Below are 20,396 nucleotides of genomic sequence, written 5' to 3'. Positions count from 1 at the left end.
GTCAGCCCTTGAACGGTACGGCGTCGGCACGCGCGGCGCGGGCCTCGGCAACTCGCTCGGGATCCGCGTTCATCCAGCCCGCGTTTGCCGCAGCCACATCGGCCGGCACGCCATCGATCAGCAGGCCGGCGATGTAGCCGTAGGGGCCGATGGTGCCGGGCCTGGTCGTCAGCACCGTGCGCGGGCCGCCGTCGTCGGCCGGCGCCGGGGCTGCGCGCGGCGCCCGCGGTGGGCGCGGGGTCCGTGGTTTCGTCATTGGGTCGGTCCTTTCGTGAGCTCGCACACCAGGTCGATGTACTCGCGGGTTGGCCCAGGCAGCACGGCCTTGAGCTCGTAGATCTGGCCGTCGAACAGCACGCGCATGCCGGCGTCCACGCCAGCGCGGCGGCGAATCCGGATGCTCGCGCGGACGATGGACACCTCGGCGTCGGCTTTTATCGTGCCCAGGCCAGACTTGTGCAGCACGCTGGCTGCGATGCGGCCCGTGGAGATGTTCTCCCAGCCTTCGGGCAGCGGAGTACCCCAGTCATCCGCGCCGCCTGTCTTGCGCTGGATGTGGATGCGGTCTCGAAGGGTGCCGGCCTGCATCAGAAGCCTCCTGCCGTGTTGATGTAGGGCAGCAGCAGCCAGTCGGCACCCATCGGGATCTCGGCGGCCTGGCCCGGGGCCACGGCCTCGCGGTTGGCGTACAGGTGCCCGATGATGAGCTGCGCGGCCGAGTGGATGGCCTCATCGATGACCACGCCGACGGCCCCCTCCGGGATTTCGGCCTGGTCCTCGTAGAGCTTGGCGAAGATCTTCCCCTCGATGGCCAAGTACGCAGCAGCGATCCAGCCTTCGATGAGGGCGTCCTCCTCATCACCATCGACCCGCAGGTGCAGCTTGGCCCGCGCGAGGTCAATCCTCTGCATGGGCCTGGCCCGGGAAAGGCTTGACGGGCGAGCCCACCGAGCGGGCGTAGGCCACGGCGTCGGGGTGCGGGTCCACGCTGCCGGCATAGGCCTGGGCGATTGCCTCGGGCATGCCCTCGATCACATCGTCAGGCGCGAAGCGCACGGCATCGATGGTCACGGCGGCCAGGACGCGCACGTCGACCAGCGCCACGTCCTGGGACGCGGGATCCTGCTGGGTTCCAGCGCCAGCGCCCTGCCCGTCTGCGGCCCCAGCCGTAGCCGGGGCCTGGGTCTCGCCGGCCTGCGCGGTGTCCTCTGCGCCCTGCTGCTGGGCCTGCGGGCCTGTAGCCTGGTCAGCGGCCGGCGCATCGGCTGCCGTGGGTGTGGGTTTCGGTTTCGTTGCCATGTCGGCTCCTTGAGATGCGGCCCCAGCCGTAGCCAGGGCCTGGGTTCATCGGTGGCCGATTAGGTGGCCGAGTTGGCGTAGGCCTTGACGGCGCCGCCCACGTCCAGCAGGTTGCCGCCGCTGCGGCAGAAGGCCACAAAGCCCACCTGGCCCTTGAGCGTGTATGCGCTGTCGGTCATGCGGAACAGGGTGACGTCCATCACGTCGCGGATCAGGTACTTGCTGAAATCGCCGTACAGGATCGACTTGGCATTGGCTGCCATTGCGGCCATGTTCTGGTTGATGTTGATGGCGCGGCCCATCAGGCGGTCAGGGGCGCCGCCAGGGTTGCCCTGCTCGTAGCCCGGCACGAAGATCGGGCGACCCTGGGTGTCCTTGATCTTGCGCAGCACCTTGAGCACATCGTCATGGAACATCCAGGCAGCGCGCGAGCGGTAGATCGGGTCCACCGAGTGCTCCAGGTCCACCAGGTCGTCATAGGTCACGCTGGTGGTTTGTCCCGTGGCGCCGGTCTTGCCCACAGAGGCGCCCGTCACGATGCCGCGAGGCTGGCCGGTGCCAGTGCCCACGGTCTGGTGGCGGTTCTGGATGCGACCCAGGCGCAGCGCCAGCAGCGACTTGATGTAGGCCTCGATGTCGATGAACGAGTCCTGCAGCAGCTCGAAGGGCAGCGCGATGCTCTTGGAGCTGTACTTGTAGACGTCCATGGACGCCTGACCGAAGGCGGTCTCGCCGTTTGTGACCGCAGCGTTCTGGCCAACGATTTCGCCCTCCTCCGCCGTCGCGTCGGCCGTGGGGAACAGCATCTGCGCGCCGGTCGCCGTCTGGAGCGCACTGGCCACGGCGCGGACGCCTCCCATCTGCTTCATGGCCTCGATCAGCGAGCGGCTGAACTCGGTGGCCACGGTGTAGCCACCCTCGGAGCCGGTCGTGGTGGACATGGCGTTGCGGATGTCGGGATTTTGGCGCGCGGCCATGGCGTTGCGCTGCTCAGGAGACAGGTTGGACAGGCCGCCCGTCAGCATGGCGCGCAGGGCCTGGGATTCTTCGGTGCGGCCGCCACCCTGCACCGTGGCCTGGTTGAGCGCGGCCTCGTGCTCGGCGCGCTCATCGCCGGCCACTTGGTTCAGTCGGTTCTCGCGGGCGATCTCGCCGTCGATGGCCTCGATCTCGTTGAGGATCGTGTCCAGGGCCGAGGCGTCGGCGGACGGCATGCGCTGATCGGCAGGGGTCTTGGCGTTCAGTTCGGCGGCGGCCTTGGCCTTCGCGTCACGCTGGGCGCGCAGTTGTGCAAGTTTGCTCATGATGAGCCTTTCTTTCAGGTTGTGACCGCTCGCGCAGGTCGTTCGGACATGAAAAAGCCGCCTCGGTGGGCGGCGGTCTCAGTTGCGCGAGGCGCTTACTGATGGGAGAGGCGCGCCAGCATGCTCAAACGCTGCTGCTGGCGGGCGCGGTGGTCTTCGGTGGCGAACTGCTGGTCGTTAGCGGGTTCGGCCTTGGGCGCGGGTTCGGGCTCGTCGCAGGGATCGCGGGGCGCGTTGGCGTAGGCCGAGAGGTTCCAGGCCTTGGCGTTGGCCCTGGCGCTTGCGCGTGCCTTGGCGTCGCTCGCCGCGATGGAGGTGGCGAAGCCATTCTCCAGAGCCTCGTCGGCGGTGAACCAAGTTTCCTCGGCCATCCATTCGGAGATCTGCGCCAGCTCCTTGCCAGTCTTGGCCGCGTAGGTCTCGGCCAGGGTGCCGTCGATCTTGTCCAGGAGGTCGGCCTCTTTGCGCAGGTCGTTGGCGTTGCCCCACATCCCGGTCCATGCCTTGTGGATCATGAACATGGCGCCCTTGGCCATGATCACCTCCTCCCCCGCCATGGCGATGAAGGTTGCCGCGCTGGCCGCGATGCCATCGATGTGCACGATCACCTTGGCACCGTGCTCGCGCAGCGCCTGCTCCATGGCGCGGGCCGCGAAGACCGAACCGCCTGGGCTATTGATGCGCAGATGGATGGTATCCACGTCCAGATCACGGATGGCCTTCACGAACGGACCCGGGGCGATGCCGCCCCACCATTCGGCCTCCAGCTCGCTGGACACGATATGGTCGTACAGGTAGACCTCGGCCTCGCGGTCGTCGGCCTTGGCCACCACCTCGAACTTGCGGGCACTGGCGCGGCGGTTGTCCGCGTACAGCTTATTGAGTCGGTTTTTCATTGTTTCCCTTCCCGTCGTCTTTGCCTGGATTGCCGGGGTTGCGCAGCAGATTGAGGTTTTCCGGCAGGTTCTCGCGGCGGCGCACCTCGCTGGCATCCATCCATGGCATTTCGCCGGCCCGGCCCATCGCAATGCGGTAGGCCTCGTACCGGGTCTTCAGGTCGGCCCGCTCCAGCGCCTCGACCATGTGCTCCAGGAACAGCTTCTCGCGCACGGGCCAGAACTTGCGGTTCAGCTCCTGCTTGATCGGCGTCAGGTGCCGCTGCAGCGTGTAGCGCACGAAGCCGATGCCCTGCTGCTCAATGCCCGTGCCGAAACTGGTCTGCTTGTCCGTGTGGCCGATCATGTGAGGCGGCACGCCCAGGATCCGGGAGATCTCCTCCACGTTGAACAGGCGGGTGGCGAGGATCTCGGCATCCTTGCTGTTGATGGACAGCTGCGCCGGCTCCAGGCCGCCCGAGAGGATCAGCGGCCCACGGCCACCATTCATGGCCCGCGCCAGCAGCGAGGCCTTCAGGTCGCCCAGCTGCTTGTCGGAGAGCCGGCCCGGCGCCTTGAGCGCATAGTCGATGTTCGCGCCACCGGCAAAGAACCGGCTGGTGTGCTCCTGGGCGGCAATGGCCGCGCCGATGGCTTCGCGCCCTGCAAAGGTGATCGCACTGGGGCTGCGCAGGCCGTCGAAACCCAGGCTCGGGACGTGCAGCATGTCCGCGCTGTCCAGCGTGTATGCCGGCCCGCCGTCCGAGGGGTTGATGCGGTACAGCACCTTGTCACCCTTCTTGAACGGATCCACGCTCAGCGGATGGTGCGGCTTGAGCGCGATGATCTTGGAGCTGCGCACGCTGGAGCGCACCAGCTCGGCGAAGCCGTCCCCCTCAAAGAGCTTGGCGCTCATCAGGTACTCCCAGAACGTGAAGGCGGACCAGACGCCGCCCGCGTTCTCGTTGAGCAAGTACCAGTAGTCGTGATCCACCTTCTCGCGCGTGTCTCGCTCGTAGATCGAGATGGGCAGCGAGGCGATGGCACCCGCCACCAGCGAGACGGCGGCATAGACCACCGAGACGCGCATGGCCGTTTCCTTGGTCACGCGCACGCCGGCCGCCGAGCGGCTCGAAGCGCCCAGCAGGTTTGCCAGTTCGCCCATGGACGTTCCGCTGCTGGTTACCTCGTTTTCGCCCAGCGCTAGCAGGCCGGCGCGCTCTGCCGCACCCTCGCGGCCCGCGATCCAGCCGGACAGCACTCGGCTGCCGTGCTGGTGCGCGGTCATGTTGTACGTCTGTGTCATCCCAGCTCCATTGAGTAGATCGCCGGGCCGGCCTTCGCCTCCGGGTTCAGGGCCATGAGATACACGGCATCGAAAAGGGCCATCAGCAGGTCGATCTTTCCGACGCCGCTGGCCTGCTTGGTGATGGTCACGGCGTTGCCCTGCATCACTGTCTTGGCGTTGCCCACGCACCAGGCCATGAGGGCGCTGCCGCCGTGCACCAGCTTCTTGGCGGCGACGTGCCGCTCAGCTGTCTTGATCGCGCCGTTGAGCTGGTAGCCCTGCGGGATGCCCACCACCTGGGCGGCCTCCACCGGCCCGGGCTCGTCATCAGTGCCCACAAGGGCGTCGTAGATGGCACCGAGGCCAAGCCGGTCCACGCCCACCTTATCGAGCAGGCCCGTGTCCACGATCTGCTCCACAATCTGGACCACCTCCTCCACGTCCTGGCCGACCCGATCCACCAGGATCAGGTCGCCGGCCTTGATGAAGTCGCGGTACTTGGATTCCTCGGACTTGCGGCGCTCCAGCGCGATCTGGTGGATCCAGCCGCGGCCCCAGGAAAGCCACTTCCCGGTATCAGCCTCGCGGCCAACCACAGCCAGGCCGAGCAAGTCATCCAAGCCGCCACCATCGATCCCGACCTCTACCACTTCGCTGCGCTCCAGCAGCTCCTCCAGCGAAAACACGGGGATGGCGGCAGCCTCCCAGAAGTCAGCGCCAGCCCAGCGGTCGGAGCGCAGGTTGAGCCCGATCTCGACGTTGAGGTGCTTGGCCCAGAACTCCTTAAGTCCCTGCTCGCCCTTTTCCTCGGCCTCGCCGTGCAACTGCGTGATCCGCTCGATGTCCACGGACGCGCCCCAATTGGGATTCGTCACATGGGCATTGGCAAGATCCTTGTGCGCGCCCGCTTCCAGCATGTGGCGCGGAAACTCGTAGATGACCGGCAGGAACTTGCGGTCCACCTTCTCGCCGTCGCGGACCTTGCGGGCATAGGCCAGCTTGTCCTTGAACACCCCTGCAGGCGGCTCCTCCGACTGCGTGGTCGCGTAGATCACGAACCCCTCGGGCCGGGATGCCAAGCCGCCCGTGGCCTCCAGCAGCATGTTGGAGGCTCGCCCCTTCTTGCCGAATTCGTGCAACTCATCCACGAACACGAAGCCGGCTTTCTTGCCCGTGACCGTCGCCTCGTCGGCGGCCACCACCTTGAGGAACGCTCCAGTGTCCTTGTGCGTGACCAGGCGGTGATAGTCCTGGACCTTGAGCATGTCCGACAGCTCCTCGTCAGCCTTGATGAAGGCGCTGATGGGCTTGTAGCTGTTGTTGGCCACCTCCAGAGTCGGGCTTAGGATCAGCAGCTCGGCCTCGTCGCGCCAGTTCATCAGCAGCGCCGTCAGCATGATGGCCGCAGCAATAGTGCTCTTGGCGTTCTTCTTGCTGACCATGAGGAAGTACTCATTGATCAGTCGCCGGCCCTCGGGGCTTTCCGCACCGAAGATCGTGCGCACCAGATCGCGCAGCCATGGGCGAGCTACCTCACCAATCGTCACACCACCCAGGTCCACCAGCCTGAACTGGCTGCAAATCGACCACGCCTCATCAGCCACACTGGGAAATAGCGGCGGCGAGACGATCAGGCTTTCGCCCGCAACGATGCGGCGCTCCCAGTCGGGGCACGCAGTGGTCCATTCCATAGATATCTCCGGCGTTGACGCCGGAAACCGGCTATGACTTACCGCCCTGCACTGCCGTCAGCGTGGGCGGCTGGCGGCGGCCGAAGCGCGACGAACGGTTCTTTTGGCGCTCGGCCTCGGCTTCCTGCTTGGCGCTCTTGGGCGCCGGCTTGGGATGGCAGTACTGCGCCGCCAGCGTGGCGGCCTGCATGCGCAGCGGTGCCGGCAGACCTGGGTCGCGCATCACCCCCAGCAGGTAGTCCAGCGGCATGAGGCCAGACAGGTCTGGCTCAGGTTCGGGCGGCGCTGGCCGTTCCTTGCCGAATGGCCAGGTGGGCGGCGCGTCCTCCGGCTTGAAGCCTTCGGCATCCACACTGGGCGCCGCGCGCCGCTTGTACTTCCTGGGCTCCGGCGCCTGGGCGGCTGCTGCCGGCACGGCTGGCGGCGTCTTCTTTGGGCGGCCAGCACCGGGCCGAGAGCCCCCTCTTGGCATGACTCACCTCTTTGATTCTTTGATTTCTTTGATTTCCGCGATCCCCAGAATTCAAAGGTCCGAATTTCCCTGTTACGGCAACGGGTTGCAGCCGAAACCTCATGTGGCCGACTGCCCCGAAACAATCAAACAGGGGGCTTTTTTGTGCGCGTGCGGAACAGGGCGGTATCCAGGGCCGAGGCTCCCAGCCTTTTGCCCCACCCCCTACCCTCGTCCGCTGAGGCGATACCCCTTGCTCGCGTCAGACGGGCTCAGGCGCGGCGATCAGCCCTGGACCGGTCTGCCGCCTCGCGCGCCGTCTTCTCGACGTGACAGCCGCGCTTGTTGCCCTCGGCGTCGTAGCTGACGCATAGGCACTGCCTGTTGTCGTCGGTGTCCTCGCCGCCCTGCCACAGCGGCACGATGTGATCCAGCTCGAAGGGCCGGGACGTGCCTGGCGTGATGTCGATCAGTTCGCCGCAGCAGGCGCAGCGCGGGCCGTCTCGCAGCCAGATCCTCAGCCGGGCCTCCTGCCTGGCTCGCCCTCGGGCTCGGCCAGTGGCGCCAAGACGCGGGGCCTGCTGCAGCTTGCGGGAGTCGGCCTTTTGTATCCGCAGCGGCAGCGCATTGATCCGTGGTCGCTGACCCATGGCCGCGCCTCAGTTCTTCGCCACGCCCTCGGACTTGAGGGCGTTGAACTCATCGCGGCTCACCTTGCGCTCCACGATCTCAGCGGCCACGAAGCTGAGATCCACGACGCCGGCCAGCATCCCGCCCTTGCGCGGTGTTTCGAGCTTCAGCACCTGGCCGATGGGATGGCCGTTCACGAAGATCAGGCGGTGGACGCCATCGTGGAGGATCTCCACCTTCTGGCCCAAGTCGCGCGCCTGCACCCTAGCCTGCGTTGGAATGATTCGCTCCACGTCATCTTCGAGATGGCGGTAAACAACGCCTTGCGCTTCTTCAGTCTGGGACATGTGGATCTCCTGGAGAGTGGAATAGGTGCCGCCACGCAGGCCTCGCACCCCATGCGCAATGCATGCTTTGCCGGGTGCGCCTGGTGGCGGCTGAAATGGTTCCCCATCGGACTTACGGCGCGAAGCCGCTGGGGATGTGCCGTTCGCTTCGCAGCCAGCACCGTGGCAGCTCACGGTGGAGAACCCTGCACGCTCAGTCCACAGCGCGCACCCCGACTGGCTCAGGGCGGAAACAGAAAAGCCCGCGAGCAGCGCTGGCGGGCTTTGGGCGCGTCGATCCATCTGCGGCTAACCGATGGCACTACGGGCGCGCACCGGAACGTCTTGAAGGCGACACCGGCTAACAGGATGTTTCCTTGCGAACCGATATTCGCAATTCTACATGGCAAAGTCGCCGCGTCAATTGAGTCGCTGCGTTTTCCTCTTGATCCCCTGACGCGCGTGGCCTATGCACTCACTCATGTAGATGCGCGCCGAACGCTCCACGTCATCCATCGCCGGCCGCTCCCCAGTCCCGCCGCATCCGCCGCACACCTGGTCGGACAGGTCTGTATCGCTCCACTTCTGGAGCTGCAACTTCCGCCCCTGGCAGAAGGGACAGACATGCGCCAGCCAGCCGAAGATGATCTGGATGACGGCGTCATCGCTCAAGCCATCCAGACACAGCTTGATCGACAGGTGCAGTCGGACCGCACCAAGCGAGCGCAGGGACGCAGACAGCATGGCCACCTCGCCGCGATACACCGCCATCAGTCGCTCGCGCGCCTCGTCGCTGGACTGCTTCGTCACCTTGGTGATCCCATTACCCAGTGCGCGCTGGGCAGCAATTGCAACGTCACGACGAGTCGGCCTCCTTGGGACGCGTTTGGTGGATGAGTCCCACTCGGCCTGCAGGCGGATCAGTGCCTTGCCGAATTCCGCACTCGTCAGGCCTGCCGCGCCCAAATAGTCGGCGTCACCCACCGTGTCAGCGCTGGAACGCAGGTTGCTGGAGTGGGTGGCTGCGGCGTACCGCTCTTGCGTCGTTGGTGCTTCGCTCATCGTGATCTCCTCAGTTTCCAAGCAGGCGCTGCACGGTCACGTTCAGCGCGTCCATTTCGTCCATCTTTCGGATTGCCCAGGAGCGGCGCTGACCATGCAGGCCCAGCAGCGCGCCACGGTGGCAGCTCTCGCACAGGGCGATGCACACGTACTGGCGGTTCTGCTTGACGTGGTGCGCCTCGCTCGGGCCCGGGGCGTCACACACGCTGCATGGCAGCTCCTTCACTGCGGCCAGGTGCTCGCGCTCGCGGTCGTTGAGCTTGTTCAGCATGGAGACACCTCCACCACGACACGGCCGCCAGGCGCCTCGCCTCGGGCGATGCTCAGGCTCCAGTGCTTGTCGTCCACGCCGAGCACGTCCGCCAGCCCGTCCAGGCCTGCTTTCATGCGCGCAAGGGCGTTGTCCAGGTCGTAGGCGCGGCGGGTCGGCGCATGGAACGTCAGCGCCAGGTGCAGCTTCTGGGCCTGGATGCGGCGCACGCCCTGCTGCACAGCGGCATAGGCACAGGCGTGGCGGTAGTTCTTCTTAGCCTTGGCCAGGCTCGCCCAGTGCAGGCGGGCGTTCGGCGACAGCTCTTTCGGGGGCCATGGCAGTTCGATCCTCACGATGCGCGCTCTCCCTTGCCGGCCTGCACCATGTCACCCAGCTCGTCGGCGGGCTTGACTCCGTACTGCAGTTCCAGCGCCAGCTGCGCGTAGTGGATGACCTTCTGCAGATCCTGGGCGCCGCCCTTGGACTTGTGCCGGGTCACGTACTTCACGATGTTCCCCTGGAAGAAGTCGAGGCCGTTCGCGTGGATGTACTGGATCGGCTGGATGGAGCAGCCTTTGTAGTGGTCGCCGCCTGCTTGAGTGTCGAGAGCGCTCATTTCTCTGCCTTTGCTACGATTCCTCGAACAGAGAGGAACCACATGATTGATATCGCTGCCGCCATTTCCAGCACAGCCACGATGCTTGGCATCGCCAAAGGCGCAATTGCGGCCCGTGACGATGCAAAAGCGCAGCAAGCCATCACTGAGGTGCAACTGAAGTTGTTAGAGGTCTCCACGGCCGCCCTCTCCCTTAGTCAAGCCAATATTTCGCTTACAGACGAGATCCGCGCGCTTAAGAACAAAGCAGAGCAGCTGGAGATGAAGGCAAGCGAGCGCGAGGGATACGTGCTTTCCGAGGTTTGTCCCGGTGCGTACGCATACCAACCCCGCCCAGGTCAGCATCGGGCTGATGACGTGCCGCATTACCTGTGCCAGGTTTGCTATGACAAGGGAGTCAAGTCGGTACTTCGCTTCCAGAGGAGTACCGGGAAACAGTGGAACTCCCCTTATGACGCGTGGAATTGTCTTGAGAACAGCTCTCACAATTTCGTGCGTCACCCGGAATAGGCCGTTCATGCTGTCTTCCTTGTGAGTGCTGAAACCATGGTGGATAGGCCGCCAGCGCCAGCCGGCTTGACTGGGTGCGTGCCATTGCGAATGCGGCGGACCAAGTTGCCGCTCACCCCAAAAGCGGCGCCCGTCTTCGCGCAGCTCTGTTCGCTGGCGAGGATCTGGCTCACGATCTCGGGCGTGACCTTGGTTCGAGCCAGCGTGATTGCACGGTTGGCCAGGATGCGGCGAACCTGACCCTTGAAGATCCCTTTGCTGCGCACATAGCGTCCAAATGCGGCATCCGTGGCGCAGCGGATGTGTTCGGGGTTCACGCAGGCCGGGTTGCCACAGGTGTTGAATACCCGATGCCCTGGAGGCACAGCAACGCCCTTGGTGACGTGATAGACAGCGCGGTATCCACACTGCGAGGACATCTTTCCTCCACGAGCCAGATTCGGGGCATAGATGAACGGGACGCGATCATCGCCACGGGTCGCACCGCGCCACAGCCAGTGCCCGTCCTCGTCGATGAAGCAGCGGCCCTTGATTTCTTCGAGCGTGCGCATGGTCAGAAGTCCTCCGCGTACTTCTTCGGGCCACCGGCATCAGCCTTCGAGGGCGCGGCCAACGAGGCAGTGGACTGGTTCCACAGCTGGTACTGGCCCTCGAAGTGCAGCGCCAGCTCGCCCTTGCGGCCTCCACGGGCCTTGCCGAGACTGCAACCCTTCAGGGTGCCCCCGTTGTCGGCGGGCGCGTGGTCCCACAGGAAAATGATCGTGTCTGCGTCTTCTTCGATGGCCCCGCATTCCTTGAGGTCGGACATCTGGGGGCGCGGGTTCGTGCGCTTCTCCACGTCGCGGTTCAGTTGGGAGAGCAGCACGACCGTGATGCGCAGCTGCTTCGCCAGGCGCTTGAGGCCGCGCGTGATGTCTTCGAGCTGGGTGCGGCGCTCCTTGCGCGGGTCGCCCTGCATCAGCTGCAGGTAGTCCACCACCAGTGTCTTGATGCGGTACTTGCGGACCAGCCCGCGCGCCTTGGACGTGACCTCGGCCAGGGTCAGGCCCGGCACGTCGTACAGGTACAGCGGCAAGTCGCGGATGGCCTCGACAGCCTCGGTCACGCGCGCCCACTCGTCGTCCGTGAGCTGGCCCGTCTGGATGCCATCGAGCGGCACGCGGCCCTTGTTCGCGACCGTGCGGTCCACGACCTCATCGTTTTCCATCTCCATGCCGAGGAAGGCTGTGGGGATGCCTTCAGCAGCCTGGCGCTCGGCGATCTGCTGCGCCAGGCTGGACTTGCCGACCGACGGGCGCGCGGCGATAACCACCAGCTTGCCATCGGCGAAAGCGCTGGGAGCCATCCGGTCAAGGGCCGGGAATCCAGACGACCGCCCAGCCTTGGTCTTGCCGTCGGCGCGGCTCATCAGGCGATCGATGAAGCCGCCAGCGAACGCGGCCACGGCCTGCGGCTCAGTGCCCGCCTTGTCCTCCAGCACGCTCTCCAGCGCCAGCACCGAGGAGCCCACGCGCTGCTCGATGGTCTGCGATGCGTCACCAGCGAACTCGGACACCTGGAAGGCGGCAGACCTGAGCACGCGCTCCTTGGCGTAGCGGGCAATGGTCTCCGCATGCGTCGGCACAGCGCGGATGTAGCAGTAGCTCTGGGCAATGGCGTTGACCTCGGCCCACTCCACTTCCTGGCCGCGCAGCTGCTCCATGACCGCCACCGGGTCCACGAACTTGCCAGCCAGCACCAGCTTCTCGGCGGCTTGCCAGATTGCGCGGTGCAGAGGCACGCAGAACGAATCGGCAGTGATGATGCCGGCTGCAGCGTCGTACGCCTCGGGGCCGCTGCCCAGCACAGCGCTCAGCACAGCGCACTCGGCCTCGTTCGAAAACAGCAGCTCCTCGTCGGGCAGGTCAAAGGCGTTCATGCCGCCTCCCGTGCAGCTGCAGCAGCGTCAGCCACGCGCTTCGCCTGCTGGCCTTCGCTGGTCCACTGGGCCGGGCCATCAGCGTGCACCGTCCAGAGCCTGTACCAACGGTCCCGCACCGAGTTCGCGAACACGGCAGGCCAGTCCTTGTATTTTTTGTCCTTGCGCAGGCCCGTCGTGTGCTCCTCGCGAAAGCGCAACCAGGCGATCTGCGCCATGTCGTCGCTGATGCCGGCGTCGGTCATGTCCTGGCGGATGTGGTGGTCCTCAGGAATCGGCTTGACGTTCTGCGCCTTGCACTCGGCAAGGTAGGTCTTCAGCGTGATCGACTTCGAAGCGGGTGAGGGAGAGCGCGAGCCCTCGCGCGTCTCTCTCTCTTTATCTTCTTCTTTATCTTCTTCTAGGCCGTTACCTTGGCGTTGCTGAAACGTTTCATCGCCGTTTCCACCATCGTTACGTGAAACGTTTCCACCACCGTTACCGGATTCGGCCTTCTTTTTCTCGCGGTGCTTGGCCACGCGCGCCGTGCTGTTGTCGCTGCGCATCTGGCGCTTCTCCCAGCCCAGGGGCTGCCAGTCTTCGGAGATCAGGCCACCGGCAACCAGGCGCTTCTTGACCTCGCGGATCACAGCGTGGTCAATCCACATGCGCTGGGCGACGATGCGGTCCATCAAGTCAGGCGCCGCGCCAGAGTCGAGGGTCCCGTCGCACTTCAGCGCCAGCAGGCCGATGAAGTGGCGTTGGTCTTCAAAGGCCAAGGCGATGATCTTGGGGTCGTTGAGGAACTCGGAATACATCCGGAACCAGGGGTAGCTGCCTGCGTTGCTCATGCCGGGCTCCTCGCGTTGTCAGCGGCGTGCTCGGCCTTCAAGGCTGTGGCCACGGCTTGCAGGGCGGCCACGGCTTGGCCAATCTCACGCAGCACGTCGTCACGGTCGTTGTCGCTGATGTTGCCGTCAGCCTTGGAACGGGTGACAGCCAGGAGCACATCTGCGCATTCGTGGACAGCAACAGCCGTGGCCTTGGACAGGCAACGCGGGCCATCCTCGGTCGCAGCGGGCAGCGCCAGCATGCCGGCCTTGAACGAAAACACCGTGCCCAGGGCGTGAGCCTCTGCGCAGCCCGCCTCGCGGCACATGTCGGCAATCTGCTCGGAGTCAGCCAGGCCGATCTTGTGGTGAGCAGAGGAGCCGCTCAGCTCCTTGCGCAGCACTTCGTCGGATTTGCCCAGGCGGGCTGCCAGGGCCGGACGGCCACCAGGGTAGTTCGCGACCATGCGTCGCAGGGCATCAAGGGAGTTCATGTCCGGGCTCCAGAAAAAAGGACGTTGCGGCCGTTACCGCTGGAAACGAAACTCGCTGCATGAAAACCAAAACAACGAGTGAGAGAGGTGCCCGCCACACCCTGGGCTATGCTGGGAGTTCCTACACAACCAGCGCCAAGGAGGGCGGACATGAGCGAAGAGCAAGAAGTGGCACAGGGCCACATACACGCATTGATGAGCACCGTCACAGCCATCATTCGGACTCTTCCACCGGAGCAGGCGGCAGAAATCGCGAGGAACCTGGCTGCATCCGAGATGGAGCAAGTGACGGCAGACGAGGAGTCAGGGGATGTGCCTCCGGCGGAAGCGCGCGCTCGGACGAGTCTGGTGAACGGTTTCCTCGATCTCCTCGCAGCGACCTACAAGCACGGGTAATCGCCGCACGCAGACGGGCTGTTGCGCCAGAAGGTTTATCTGCCGGCGCGAGCCCTGGTTGCGTGAGCCAAGGGAAAGGAACCGCTCCAGGGCGACCCAGAAATGCGGCCTCGAACGCTTCCACCTGCTCGGCCGAGAGCGGGCTAGGCGCACGCTCTGCGCCAGCAGCCGATGGCGGGGCTGGCGCGCAGGGATCCGCAAGCACACGGTCTTTTTCGTCCTCCAGAAATCGGTACGTTACAGACCTCGCTTCGGCTGATTCAGCGGGCAGTGCGCGCCTGATGCCGATGACCCCGCCCCAGTCGTCGCGCTCCTGCTCCCAGCCGGCAGGCGGGTTCGCCCAGAAGTCCTGTCGACGGTTTTTCTTCAGCGTGGCGAAGGATTCGGAGTCTCGGTATCGGCGCTTGCGCTGGAGCGTCTGCACGGACTCAGGAATGGGGCCGCCAAAGCGGTATCGCTGCTCAGCCATGGGTTGCCTCCTGGGTCTGGGGGGTGGGCTGCGCCAGCTCGGGCGCCTTAGCTGAAGCGCGCAGGTACTCCCAATCAACCCCGGGAAGCATCTGCTCGCAGCGGACTTGCCCTGCATTCATCTTCTCCAGCGTGATGCAGTGCTCAGCCGGAAGCGTGCGGCGACCATCGCGCCAGAAGCAGACCGCCTGCACGGACACGCCACACTGACGCGCCACCTTGGCGGGGCCGCCAGCTCCTTGGATAGCTTGGGAGATTGGGTTCATGCATGAGATTCTACAGTTGTAGAAATCTCTTTTCAACATCTGCGTTTGCCTGAATTCAACAAACGTTTAATGATCTGGGCTATGGCACTAGGCTCGCGCATCCGTCACTACCGTGAAAAATCGAAGCTCACGTTGGAGCAACTTTCCGACCGCTCAGGCGTGGACGTTGGAACCATCTCAGCGCTGGAGAATCGCGACAGCAGTCGCTCCAAGTACGCAACGGCCATCGCCCAGGGCCTGGGGATGACCGTGGAAATGCTGGAGGCAGAAGACCAGGACTACGCACCAGCGGCGGTGGCCCCAACGACTCCAGCGCCAGCGGCGCCCCCTATTGGCGTCCCAGCAGAGGGGGACGTCGTTCCTTACGGATACGTTCGACTCCAGCACCTCTCACCAACGCCCTCCATGGGGCCTGGCCGGGGCTTGAGCGAACCCGTCCAGATCATCCGGCACCTCGATGTGCTGGAGAGCTGGGTGCGCCAGAAGGTAGGCAGCACGAACTACGACCGCATCAAGATCCTGACGGGGTGCGGCCAGAGCATGCTGCCCACAATCAACGACCACGACCTGGTTTTCGTAGACATGGGGCAGAAGTCCATCGATGTCCCCGGCATCTATGTGCTGGACGTGTGCGACCGCTTGCTACTCAAGCGCGCCCTTATTCACTCCACCGGGGTCCTGGTGCTCCGCAGTGACAACGCCGAGGAGTTCCCAGACGAAGAGCGCATCGACCTCCGCACAGCGGCCGAAAGCATCAATGTAGCTGGCCGCGTGAAGGCGTGGTGGACTCTTCACCAGGGCTGATCTCACTTCGGATATACCCAATGACCCCTTACGACAAGCAGTACATCCAGGAACGCCTCGCCAGCGTGAAGGAAGACATCAACTCGCTTCTAGCGCTCTGCAGCGGCCGCCAAAAGTTCTCCCCAGGTGATAAGGAGCAAGTTCGCTACGACTACACCAACCTTAAGTCGAAGCTGAGCGGCCTAGCGATCCATGTGTTTGAGAGCGACCATGGCCGAAGCTTCTGTCAATCGGCAGGCTTGGGTGTAGCGGCCGCTTTGTCGGCCAAGCCCAGCGATGCACCCGCTGAATTGACTCGCGCTCTGGAGAGCGCCCAGTCAGAGGTGTCGTACTGGGTGCACACGCTGTCAAAATGAAGAGTGCGCACCCTCCGGAGCCAATAGTCCTCCTGGTCATCGGGGAACAGGCCTGCATCCGCCTCGGATAGCCAGGTCAGCGCAGCAAAAATCCCGTGCCGAACGATATCCCGCTCCGTATCGCGATTGGGCGCCAGATCCCCATCCATCGTCCGCAGAAGGTGGTTGAGCTTCCCTAGCGCCAGCCGCAACTGGAACCTCGGAGACTCGCGAAGAGCCTGGACGGCCCGCTTGAGCGCCTCGACATCGCCCGCATCAGCGGGCTTTTTTTCGTCTGTGTGTTGCGTGGTCATGGCCTTGATTGTCGCGCCTGTCGAAAATTCTTCAACATTTTTTCTACAACCGTTGACGAACTAAATTCTACACACGTAGAATTCAACCCAACGCAGCACAAACAGGTTGCGCTGGGTGAGGTGATCGGGCCGCGCTCTACCGGATCTCTAACAACCTGCCGCCGATGTTGCTGGCCCTACCTGCAGGGCCTTCGTCCGGCACATGCACCAGCGGGCTCGGGCCGCTGCTCTGCTCTGGCAGTCCTGCCAGGCCACAGTCCGCCAAAGCGCGGTAGACGGGCAAAAAGAGATGAGGCCACCCCTGGCGCCAAGACGAGCAAGACAGGGCAACAAACACATGCGGCACGCCGCAAAGGAGAGCACATGCGACACGAATAGGCCGGCAGACCCGGCCACCACCTGGCCGCGCAGTCTCGCGGAATGTTGCCGACAGGCGAGTTACCAGGGCAAAGAAAGCGCCGCGAGCGCACTGGGTACTTGGGAGTGGCGACCCCTCAACGCAATCAGTGAAGCCACAGCATGACCGGGAAACCGGCGCCGCCCCGAGCGTCATCGGGGCAAACCAAGGGGCTCAGCCTCCGCTCTTATTCGGTGGATTTCCACCAAATTGCACCAGCAGAGCCCCTTGGTTTGAAGTCGCGTGCACCACCTCCCCGATGGCCGGAATGCAAGGTTCCGTGCACACCATGCGACTCTGTTCAACCACGGCGAAACCTGAGCCGCCAGAACGCTCAGGGACAACTCATGGAGGCCGCCATGTAACCGCACCTGCACCACAACGCAAAGAGTTGATTTTGGGTTGTCCGCCCTGGCGACATAAAAGGCCAGGACCATCACAGATAGGGAATGCGCGGGCGACGCGCGGGGAATGGAAGCAACCGGAGCGACAGACTTCCTAGGCCGTACCCGCGAGGGCCAGGCGGCTGCCATGAAAAACAGCGCTCGCTTCTGTGCTGGGATCGCATCCAGCCCCTATCTGTGATGGTTTCCAGCCGCGCGCGCACCGGAGATGGATGCAAGCGATTTGCGCGCAACACGCGGCTCCTTTTTTTCGCCGGGCCAGGGGCTTCACCACCACGCCATCTCTCCCTTGCGCGCCGCCATGCGGCACCGGCCTTTGTTCACCTCTCGCCCGCACATCGCGGGCGTTTTCGTTTCCGGCCCCACGGGCCACATCCCTAGGAGATCCGCATGCTGAGCTACGTGAACATCCACGGGCGGCCCGTGAGCGTCGCCCCCCCTCCCGAAGTCAAGAAGAAAGCCCGCGCCCAGCCCGATGCGTTCCACAAAGGGTGGCGCGTCATGGGCATCCCGCCTGGCAGCCTGGGAAAGGCCCAGCAGGAGCACATCAAGAAGGCGCGCGACGCGGAAAAGCGCGGCAAACCGATTGCGGATTTCGACCAGGGCGCCTGGATAGCGAAGACCCGCAAGAAGCCTGTGCGCTCCAAGCCCTACGAAGTCATGACGGCGGCCATGCAGTGCAAGGCTCTGGCCGAGCGCGGCGGATGGCTGGCACTGGAACTGGCCGAGGTAACGAAAGGAGCTGTCGATGATTCGCGTTACTCCTTCTGAGCCCTTCTGCGATGACCCGGATGCCCGCTACCTGCGTGAATCCCCGGAGCCACTCGCCGAGCAGGAGCGCATCCCGGGCCGCTGGCTTGTCGCGGTGCTGCTGGCCATGATCGTCCTGTCCTGCAGCGCCTGCAGTGCGGCAGACGCGGCCCAGGAACCCAGCGCCAGCGCGGCGGACCTCAAGCGCGCCGCAATGTCGGCCTGGGCCTGCCATGGAATGCATGCCGAGTGGTCCGGCGAGGTCGTTGTCTGCCTGCGGGAGCGGCCGTGATGCGCGCGCTGCTCCATATCTTCATCTGGTCCGCCGTCAGCGCGGCCTCCCTCGCCGCTGCAGCGGCCATTGCCACATGAAAGCCACCGACACCCCTCCCCTGCTGTCCCTGCGCGTCACCGAGATCGCAGACATCGGCGACATCTACCTGGTCGTGGAGCCCGGAACCTCCCGCGTGGGCGGCGTGCCCATGCTCATCGTCCACTCCGTCTCCCGGACCTGGACCACTGCACTACCCGAAGCGGATCCCGTCGGCGCCCTGGCCCGTATCGGCCCGGCAAAGCTGGCCGAAGCCCTCAGTTTCAGCGCCCCATACAGCAGCGGCCGCGATGCCGCTCGCACACGCGAACTGCTCAGCGACATCGCCGCAGTCATCCCGCTGGCAGTCCAGCAACACCTCTACATCAACAGATCATGACCAACTCCATCCGCCAGATGCTCGCCGTGAAGGTCGCCAAGCGTGCAGACGCCGTGAAGGTGCTCTACAGCGAGATCCACGTCGAACCAGGCTTCAACCTGCGCCTTGAAGGCCCCGAGCTGAGAGAGAGCGTTGAAGCCCTGGCACAGCACATCATTGATGGCGGCACATATCCACCCCTGGAACTGCGCGTGCGTGATGCGGGCGGCATGTACATCGTGGACGGCCACCGGCGCCATGCAGCCATCGGCCTGGCACTGGAGCGCGGCGCGCCGCTGGAGGATCCGCGCGATGGCAAGGTGTGGATTCCGATGGTGCTCTTTGAGGGCAACGATGCCGACCGCACCGCCCGGATCATTACCAGCGCCGCAAACAAGCCGCTCACGCCACTGGAAATCGCCGAAGGCTATAAGCGGCTGCGGTCGTTTGGCTGGGCGCCAGCTCACATAGCCAAGAAGGTCGGCAAGTCCGCCGAGCACGTCCAGCAGCTGCTGGCCCTTGGCGATGCCCCAGCGCCCGTACGCGAGATGGTCACCAGCGGGAAGACCAGTGCAAGCCACGCAGCCAAGACCGCGCGCCAGCTCGGCGGGGATCAAGCGGCCAAGGTACTTGAGGAGCAATTCACTGAGGCGAAAGCCCAGGGCGAAGACCGCATCACCCCCAAGACCATCGGCGGCGGCAAGACCAGCGCCAGTCAGGCCCGCGCAGATTCAAAGCACCTCGATTTCCTCATCAACGAGGGTGCGCGCGTGTGCCAGGGCAGCCGCTCAGATCTTGCCACCCCTGACGGGCAGCACGGCTACTGGCTCGAATGGCCCAGCGGCGCAACGCAGCCCGGCATCTTCGAGACCGCGCGCCTCGCCATCGACACAGCAATCAAGCAGCAGATCACCACATGACAAGCAAGACACACGACATTGCCGCGCAGCGCGCGGAACGCGACCGCCAAGCAGCGCTCAGCACCAGCCGCCGTGCACGCTCGATCTGGTGGGAGCAGCAGACCCCGGCCCGCTGCGCCAGCTGTGGCGCGCCCGTCGAAGCCCCTCCGAAGCCCGGAGAAGGCCTGCCCTGCGGCCACTGACCGAGGCATGAGCACAGCGCATGGGCGCTGTCCTGATACCCGCTCCCGATTTCTACCCTGGCCGCAACTGTGCGGCCTTTCTCATGGAGTCTCGCTATGAACGTCCACATCGGCACCAACACGGCGCCCATCATCTTCGTCCCTTCGCCCGAAGCCATGGCCAGCATGGAGGCTCTCATGAAGGGCCTGGGCCGCGTCGAGCCGGCTGTGCCGACAGCAGTGCCCAGCGCCGACCATGGTCGCCCCGCCATCGGCGAGTACTGGGAAGGCCAGGGCGGCCACTACGCAGGCGACTTCCGGGGCTCCGATGGCTCGGTCTGCGGCCTGATCGTCGCGCCCGGCGAGGACGTTGGCCGCGCCGCGTGGGGCCCGACCTGCGAGCGTGAGCTGTCCGACTGGGACGGCCTGGCCAACACCGCCCGCCTGCGCAACGAATGCCCCGCCGCAAAGCTGGCGGTCGGCTTCGAGAGCGACGAACACAGCGACTTCTACCTGCCGGCCCGCCGCGAGCTGCAGCTGGCAGCCGCCAACGTGCCCCACCTGTTCGGCAAAGAGTCCTGGTACTGGAGCAGCACGACGCTCAGCGGGGACTACGCCTGGGCTGTCGATTTCGAGTGCGGCCGCGCGGACAACATCCGCCGGCGCTACGAGTTCCGAGTTCGGCCTTTCCGCAGATTCATTTATTGATCCCTTCACCCCTTTCTTCACCCTCAACCACCCAGCAGGAGCATCCATATGAGCAAGTCCATTCCCGCAATCGGCCAGGCATGGCCCGAGCAAGGCGGCATCTACATCGGCGCCCGCCTGATCGATGGCGCCGTCCATCACGTTGTCATCCCTGGCGGTGTCGAGCACGACATCAAAGACGCGGCATTCAAGGGCGTTCAGACCTGCATTCCGACCGAGTTGAACGGCCAGGGAGATTGGCGCGCGCCTGACCAAGAG

General features: G+C 64.7%; 31 protein-coding genes. 10 read left to right on the top strand and 21 right to left on the bottom strand.

The window, feature by feature from the left end; all coding sequences use genetic code 11:
- Position 1 precedes the first annotated feature (1 nt).
- The 15 genes from GRX31_RS20725 to GRX31_RS20655 all read right to left on the bottom strand — a co-directional run bounded on the left by GRX31_RS20725 (position 2) and on the right by GRX31_RS20655 (position 9,795).
- Positions 2 to 256, bottom strand: a complete 255-nt coding sequence (locus GRX31_RS20725; RefSeq protein ID WP_160854584.1) for a hypothetical protein — start codon at positions 254 to 256, stop codon at positions 2 to 4.
- Complete coding sequence (locus GRX31_RS20720; protein ID WP_160854582.1) at positions 253 to 588, bottom strand: phage head closure protein; 336 nt, start codon at positions 586 to 588, stop codon at positions 253 to 255. The genes GRX31_RS20725 and GRX31_RS20720 overlap by 4 nt, the downstream gene beginning before the upstream one ends.
- The gene (locus GRX31_RS20715) at positions 588 to 911 is read right to left on the bottom strand and encodes a head-tail connector protein (RefSeq protein WP_099750621.1); all 324 of its coding nucleotides are present in this window, start codon (positions 909 to 911) and stop codon (positions 588 to 590) included. The genes GRX31_RS20720 and GRX31_RS20715 overlap by 1 nt, the downstream gene beginning before the upstream one ends.
- Entirely contained in the window at positions 898 to 1,299 is a 402-nt protein-coding gene (locus tag GRX31_RS20710; RefSeq protein ID WP_160854580.1) for a hypothetical protein, read from the bottom strand. Before GRX31_RS20710 ends, GRX31_RS20715 begins: the two co-directional genes overlap by 14 nt.
- A 59-nt stretch (positions 1,300 to 1,358) precedes the next feature.
- Positions 1,359 to 2,603, bottom strand: coding sequence for a phage major capsid protein (locus GRX31_RS20705; RefSeq protein ID WP_160854578.1), 1,245 nt, complete (start codon positions 2,601 to 2,603; stop codon positions 1,359 to 1,361).
- 95 nt (positions 2,604 to 2,698) lie between these two features.
- A complete protein-coding gene (locus GRX31_RS20700; RefSeq protein ID WP_160854576.1) occupies positions 2,699 to 3,499 on the bottom strand; it encodes a head maturation protease, ClpP-related in 801 nt (266 codons plus the stop codon).
- The gene (locus tag GRX31_RS20695) at positions 3,480 to 4,784 is read right to left on the bottom strand and encodes a phage portal protein (protein WP_160854574.1); all 1,305 of its coding nucleotides are present in this window, start codon (positions 4,782 to 4,784) and stop codon (positions 3,480 to 3,482) included. The genes GRX31_RS20700 and GRX31_RS20695 overlap by 20 nt, the downstream gene beginning before the upstream one ends.
- A complete protein-coding gene (locus tag GRX31_RS20690; protein WP_160854572.1) occupies positions 4,781 to 6,457 on the bottom strand; it encodes a terminase large subunit in 1,677 nt (558 codons plus the stop codon). The genes GRX31_RS20695 and GRX31_RS20690 overlap by 4 nt, the downstream gene beginning before the upstream one ends.
- 31 nt (positions 6,458 to 6,488) lie before the next feature.
- Positions 6,489 to 6,872, bottom strand: coding sequence for a hypothetical protein (locus tag GRX31_RS20685; protein ID WP_160854570.1), 384 nt, complete (start codon positions 6,870 to 6,872; stop codon positions 6,489 to 6,491).
- 308 nt (positions 6,873 to 7,180) lie between these two features.
- On the bottom strand, positions 7,181 to 7,558 hold the full coding sequence (locus GRX31_RS20680; protein WP_160854568.1) for an HNH endonuclease: 378 nt from the start codon (positions 7,556 to 7,558) through the stop codon (positions 7,181 to 7,183).
- Positions 7,559 to 7,567: 9 nt separating this feature from the next.
- A complete protein-coding gene (locus GRX31_RS20675) occupies positions 7,568 to 7,885 on the bottom strand; it encodes a hypothetical protein (RefSeq protein WP_160854566.1) in 318 nt (105 codons plus the stop codon).
- Positions 7,886 to 8,284: 399 nt separating this feature from the next.
- Positions 8,285 to 8,926 carry a hypothetical protein gene (locus GRX31_RS20670; protein ID WP_158528339.1) on the bottom strand — a complete coding sequence of 214 codons (642 nt, stop codon included), beginning with the start codon at positions 8,924 to 8,926 and terminating at the stop codon, positions 8,285 to 8,287.
- A 10-nt stretch (positions 8,927 to 8,936) separates the two neighbouring features.
- Positions 8,937 to 9,197: a hypothetical protein gene (locus tag GRX31_RS20665; RefSeq protein WP_160854564.1), complete on the bottom strand. Its 261-nt coding sequence runs from the start codon at positions 9,195 to 9,197 to the stop codon at positions 8,937 to 8,939.
- Complete coding sequence (locus GRX31_RS20660; protein WP_202396662.1) at positions 9,191 to 9,532, bottom strand: endonuclease; 342 nt, start codon at positions 9,530 to 9,532, stop codon at positions 9,191 to 9,193. Before GRX31_RS20660 ends, GRX31_RS20665 begins: the two co-directional genes overlap by 7 nt.
- Positions 9,529 to 9,795, bottom strand: coding sequence for a DUF3310 domain-containing protein (locus tag GRX31_RS20655; RefSeq protein WP_160854562.1), 267 nt, complete (start codon positions 9,793 to 9,795; stop codon positions 9,529 to 9,531). Before GRX31_RS20655 ends, GRX31_RS20660 begins: the two co-directional genes overlap by 4 nt.
- A 42-nt stretch (positions 9,796 to 9,837) precedes the next feature.
- Here GRX31_RS20655 and GRX31_RS20650 point away from each other — a divergent pair, with 42 nt between their 5' ends.
- Entirely contained in the window at positions 9,838 to 10,305 is a 468-nt protein-coding gene (locus tag GRX31_RS20650) for a hypothetical protein (RefSeq protein WP_160854560.1), read from the top strand.
- 5 nt (positions 10,306 to 10,310) lie between these two features.
- Here the strand turns inward: GRX31_RS20650 and GRX31_RS20645 are convergent, their stop codons facing one another.
- The 4 genes from GRX31_RS20645 to GRX31_RS20630 are packed head-to-tail and all read right to left on the bottom strand — an operon-like array spanning position 10,311 to position 13,526.
- Positions 10,311 to 10,856, bottom strand: coding sequence for a hypothetical protein (locus tag GRX31_RS20645; protein WP_160854558.1), 546 nt, complete (start codon positions 10,854 to 10,856; stop codon positions 10,311 to 10,313).
- A gap of 2 nt (positions 10,857 to 10,858) precedes the next feature.
- Entirely contained in the window at positions 10,859 to 12,223 is a 1,365-nt protein-coding gene (locus tag GRX31_RS20640) for a replicative DNA helicase (protein ID WP_160854556.1), read from the bottom strand.
- Complete coding sequence (locus tag GRX31_RS20635; RefSeq protein ID WP_160854554.1) at positions 12,220 to 13,053, bottom strand: hypothetical protein; 834 nt, start codon at positions 13,051 to 13,053, stop codon at positions 12,220 to 12,222. Before GRX31_RS20635 ends, GRX31_RS20640 begins: the two co-directional genes overlap by 4 nt.
- The gene (locus GRX31_RS20630; RefSeq protein WP_141829645.1) at positions 13,050 to 13,526 is read right to left on the bottom strand and encodes a phage regulatory CII family protein; all 477 of its coding nucleotides are present in this window, start codon (positions 13,524 to 13,526) and stop codon (positions 13,050 to 13,052) included. The genes GRX31_RS20635 and GRX31_RS20630 overlap by 4 nt, the downstream gene beginning before the upstream one ends.
- 150 nt (positions 13,527 to 13,676) lie before the next feature.
- On the opposite strand from GRX31_RS20630, the gene GRX31_RS20625 reads away from it, so the two are divergent.
- The gene (locus tag GRX31_RS20625; RefSeq protein WP_160854552.1) at positions 13,677 to 13,922 is read left to right on the top strand and encodes a hypothetical protein; all 246 of its coding nucleotides are present in this window, start codon (positions 13,677 to 13,679) and stop codon (positions 13,920 to 13,922) included.
- Positions 13,923 to 14,383: 461 nt separating this feature from the next.
- Here the strand turns inward: GRX31_RS20625 and GRX31_RS20620 are convergent, their stop codons facing one another.
- The gene (locus GRX31_RS20620; RefSeq protein WP_160854550.1) at positions 14,384 to 14,656 is read right to left on the bottom strand and encodes a helix-turn-helix domain-containing protein; all 273 of its coding nucleotides are present in this window, start codon (positions 14,654 to 14,656) and stop codon (positions 14,384 to 14,386) included.
- A gap of 45 nt (positions 14,657 to 14,701) precedes the next feature.
- Here GRX31_RS20620 and GRX31_RS20615 point away from each other — a divergent pair, with 45 nt between their 5' ends.
- Positions 14,702 to 15,460: an XRE family transcriptional regulator gene (locus tag GRX31_RS20615; RefSeq protein ID WP_160854548.1), complete on the top strand. Its 759-nt coding sequence runs from the start codon at positions 14,702 to 14,704 to the stop codon at positions 15,458 to 15,460.
- Between the two features lie 226 nt (positions 15,461 to 15,686).
- Here the strand turns inward: GRX31_RS20615 and GRX31_RS20610 are convergent, their stop codons facing one another.
- Positions 15,687 to 16,109 (bottom strand): hypothetical protein, encoded by a 423-nt coding sequence (locus GRX31_RS20610; RefSeq protein WP_160854546.1) that lies wholly within the window; start codon positions 16,107 to 16,109, stop codon positions 15,687 to 15,689.
- Positions 16,110 to 17,300: 1,191 nt separating this feature from the next.
- Between GRX31_RS20610 and GRX31_RS20605 the strand changes: the two genes are divergently transcribed.
- From GRX31_RS20605 to GRX31_RS20575, 7 genes are all read left to right on the top strand, one after another.
- Positions 17,301 to 17,681 carry a hypothetical protein gene (locus tag GRX31_RS20605; RefSeq protein ID WP_160854544.1) on the top strand — a complete coding sequence of 127 codons (381 nt, stop codon included), beginning with the start codon at positions 17,301 to 17,303 and terminating at the stop codon, positions 17,679 to 17,681.
- Positions 17,659 to 17,952, top strand: a complete 294-nt coding sequence (locus GRX31_RS20600) for a hypothetical protein (protein WP_160854542.1) — start codon at positions 17,659 to 17,661, stop codon at positions 17,950 to 17,952. The genes GRX31_RS20605 and GRX31_RS20600 overlap by 23 nt, the downstream gene beginning before the upstream one ends.
- 76 nt (positions 17,953 to 18,028) lie before the next feature.
- Entirely contained in the window at positions 18,029 to 18,370 is a 342-nt protein-coding gene (locus tag GRX31_RS20595; RefSeq protein WP_160854540.1) for a hypothetical protein, read from the top strand.
- Positions 18,367 to 19,269: a ParB/RepB/Spo0J family partition protein gene (locus GRX31_RS20590; protein ID WP_160854538.1), complete on the top strand. Its 903-nt coding sequence runs from the start codon at positions 18,367 to 18,369 to the stop codon at positions 19,267 to 19,269. The genes GRX31_RS20595 and GRX31_RS20590 overlap by 4 nt, the downstream gene beginning before the upstream one ends.
- Positions 19,266 to 19,451 (top strand): hypothetical protein, encoded by a 186-nt coding sequence (locus tag GRX31_RS20585; RefSeq protein ID WP_160854536.1) that lies wholly within the window; start codon positions 19,266 to 19,268, stop codon positions 19,449 to 19,451. The genes GRX31_RS20590 and GRX31_RS20585 overlap by 4 nt, the downstream gene beginning before the upstream one ends.
- A 96-nt stretch (positions 19,452 to 19,547) precedes the next feature.
- Positions 19,548 to 20,138, top strand: a complete 591-nt coding sequence (locus tag GRX31_RS20580) for a DUF1566 domain-containing protein (protein WP_160854534.1) — start codon at positions 19,548 to 19,550, stop codon at positions 20,136 to 20,138.
- Between the two features lie 48 nt (positions 20,139 to 20,186).
- Positions 20,187 to 20,396, top strand: a 210-nt coding sequence (locus GRX31_RS20575) for a hypothetical protein (protein ID WP_160854532.1), incomplete at its 3' end; no start/stop codon positions are given.

Source organism: Delftia sp. CH05, from assembly GCF_009827015.1.
Taxonomy (GTDB): Bacteria; Pseudomonadota; Gammaproteobacteria; order Burkholderiales; family Burkholderiaceae_C; genus Comamonas; species Comamonas tsuruhatensis.
This window is presented reverse-complemented; position numbering and strand designations above follow the sequence as displayed.

Bases quoted from the DNA above. Each gene is read 5' to 3' on its own strand.
- GRX31_RS20665 (WP_160854564.1), bottom strand. From the start codon at position 9,197: ATGCTGAACAAGCTCAACGACCGCGAGCGCGAGCACCTGGCCGCAGTG.
- GRX31_RS20595 (WP_160854540.1), top strand. From the start codon at position 18,029: ATGAAAGCCACCGACACCCCTCCCCTGCTGTCCCTGCGCGTCACCGAG.
- GRX31_RS20655 (WP_160854562.1), bottom strand. From the start codon at position 9,795: ATGAGCGCTCTCGACACTCAAGCAGGCGGCGACCACTACAAAGGCTGC.
- GRX31_RS20670 (WP_158528339.1), bottom strand. From the start codon at position 8,926: ATGAGCGAAGCACCAACGACGCAAGAGCGGTACGCCGCAGCCACCCAC.
- GRX31_RS20720 (WP_160854582.1), bottom strand. From the start codon at position 588: ATGCAGGCCGGCACCCTTCGAGACCGCATCCACATCCAGCGCAAGACA.
- GRX31_RS20700 (WP_160854576.1), bottom strand. From the start codon at position 3,499: ATGAAAAACCGACTCAATAAGCTGTACGCGGACAACCGCCGCGCCAGT.
- GRX31_RS20590 (WP_160854538.1), top strand. From the start codon at position 18,367: ATGACCAACTCCATCCGCCAGATGCTCGCCGTGAAGGTCGCCAAGCGT.
- GRX31_RS20680 (WP_160854568.1), bottom strand. From the start codon at position 7,558: ATGGGTCAGCGACCACGGATCAATGCGCTGCCGCTGCGGATACAAAAG.
- GRX31_RS20640 (WP_160854556.1), bottom strand. From the start codon at position 12,223: ATGAACGCCTTTGACCTGCCCGACGAGGAGCTGCTGTTTTCGAACGAG.
- GRX31_RS20600 (WP_160854542.1), top strand. From the start codon at position 17,659: ATGATTCGCGTTACTCCTTCTGAGCCCTTCTGCGATGACCCGGATGCC.
- GRX31_RS20690 (WP_160854572.1), bottom strand. From the start codon at position 6,457: ATGGAATGGACCACTGCGTGCCCCGACTGGGAGCGCCGCATCGTTGCG.
- GRX31_RS20635 (WP_160854554.1), bottom strand. From the start codon at position 13,053: ATGAGCAACGCAGGCAGCTACCCCTGGTTCCGGATGTATTCCGAGTTC.
- GRX31_RS20710 (WP_160854580.1), bottom strand. From the start codon at position 1,299: ATGGCAACGAAACCGAAACCCACACCCACGGCAGCCGATGCGCCGGCC.
- GRX31_RS20705 (WP_160854578.1), bottom strand. From the start codon at position 2,603: ATGAGCAAACTTGCACAACTGCGCGCCCAGCGTGACGCGAAGGCCAAG.
- GRX31_RS20610 (WP_160854546.1), bottom strand. From the start codon at position 16,109: ATGACCACGCAACACACAGACGAAAAAAAGCCCGCTGATGCGGGCGAT.
- GRX31_RS20695 (WP_160854574.1), bottom strand. From the start codon at position 4,784: ATGACACAGACGTACAACATGACCGCGCACCAGCACGGCAGCCGAGTG.
- GRX31_RS20675 (WP_160854566.1), bottom strand. From the start codon at position 7,885: ATGTCCCAGACTGAAGAAGCGCAAGGCGTTGTTTACCGCCATCTCGAA.
- GRX31_RS20725 (WP_160854584.1), bottom strand. From the start codon at position 256: ATGACGAAACCACGGACCCCGCGCCCACCGCGGGCGCCGCGCGCAGCC.
- GRX31_RS20625 (WP_160854552.1), top strand. From the start codon at position 13,677: ATGAGCGAAGAGCAAGAAGTGGCACAGGGCCACATACACGCATTGATG.
- GRX31_RS20605 (WP_160854544.1), top strand. From the start codon at position 17,301: ATGCTGAGCTACGTGAACATCCACGGGCGGCCCGTGAGCGTCGCCCCC.
- GRX31_RS20715 (WP_099750621.1), bottom strand. From the start codon at position 911: ATGCAGAGGATTGACCTCGCGCGGGCCAAGCTGCACCTGCGGGTCGAT.
- GRX31_RS20645 (WP_160854558.1), bottom strand. From the start codon at position 10,856: ATGCGCACGCTCGAAGAAATCAAGGGCCGCTGCTTCATCGACGAGGAC.
- GRX31_RS20630 (WP_141829645.1), bottom strand. From the start codon at position 13,526: ATGAACTCCCTTGATGCCCTGCGACGCATGGTCGCGAACTACCCTGGT.
- GRX31_RS20580 (WP_160854534.1), top strand. From the start codon at position 19,548: ATGAACGTCCACATCGGCACCAACACGGCGCCCATCATCTTCGTCCCT.
- GRX31_RS20650 (WP_160854560.1), top strand. From the start codon at position 9,838: ATGATTGATATCGCTGCCGCCATTTCCAGCACAGCCACGATGCTTGGC.
- GRX31_RS20585 (WP_160854536.1), top strand. From the start codon at position 19,266: ATGACAAGCAAGACACACGACATTGCCGCGCAGCGCGCGGAACGCGAC.
- GRX31_RS20620 (WP_160854550.1), bottom strand. From the start codon at position 14,656: ATGAACCCAATCTCCCAAGCTATCCAAGGAGCTGGCGGCCCCGCCAAG.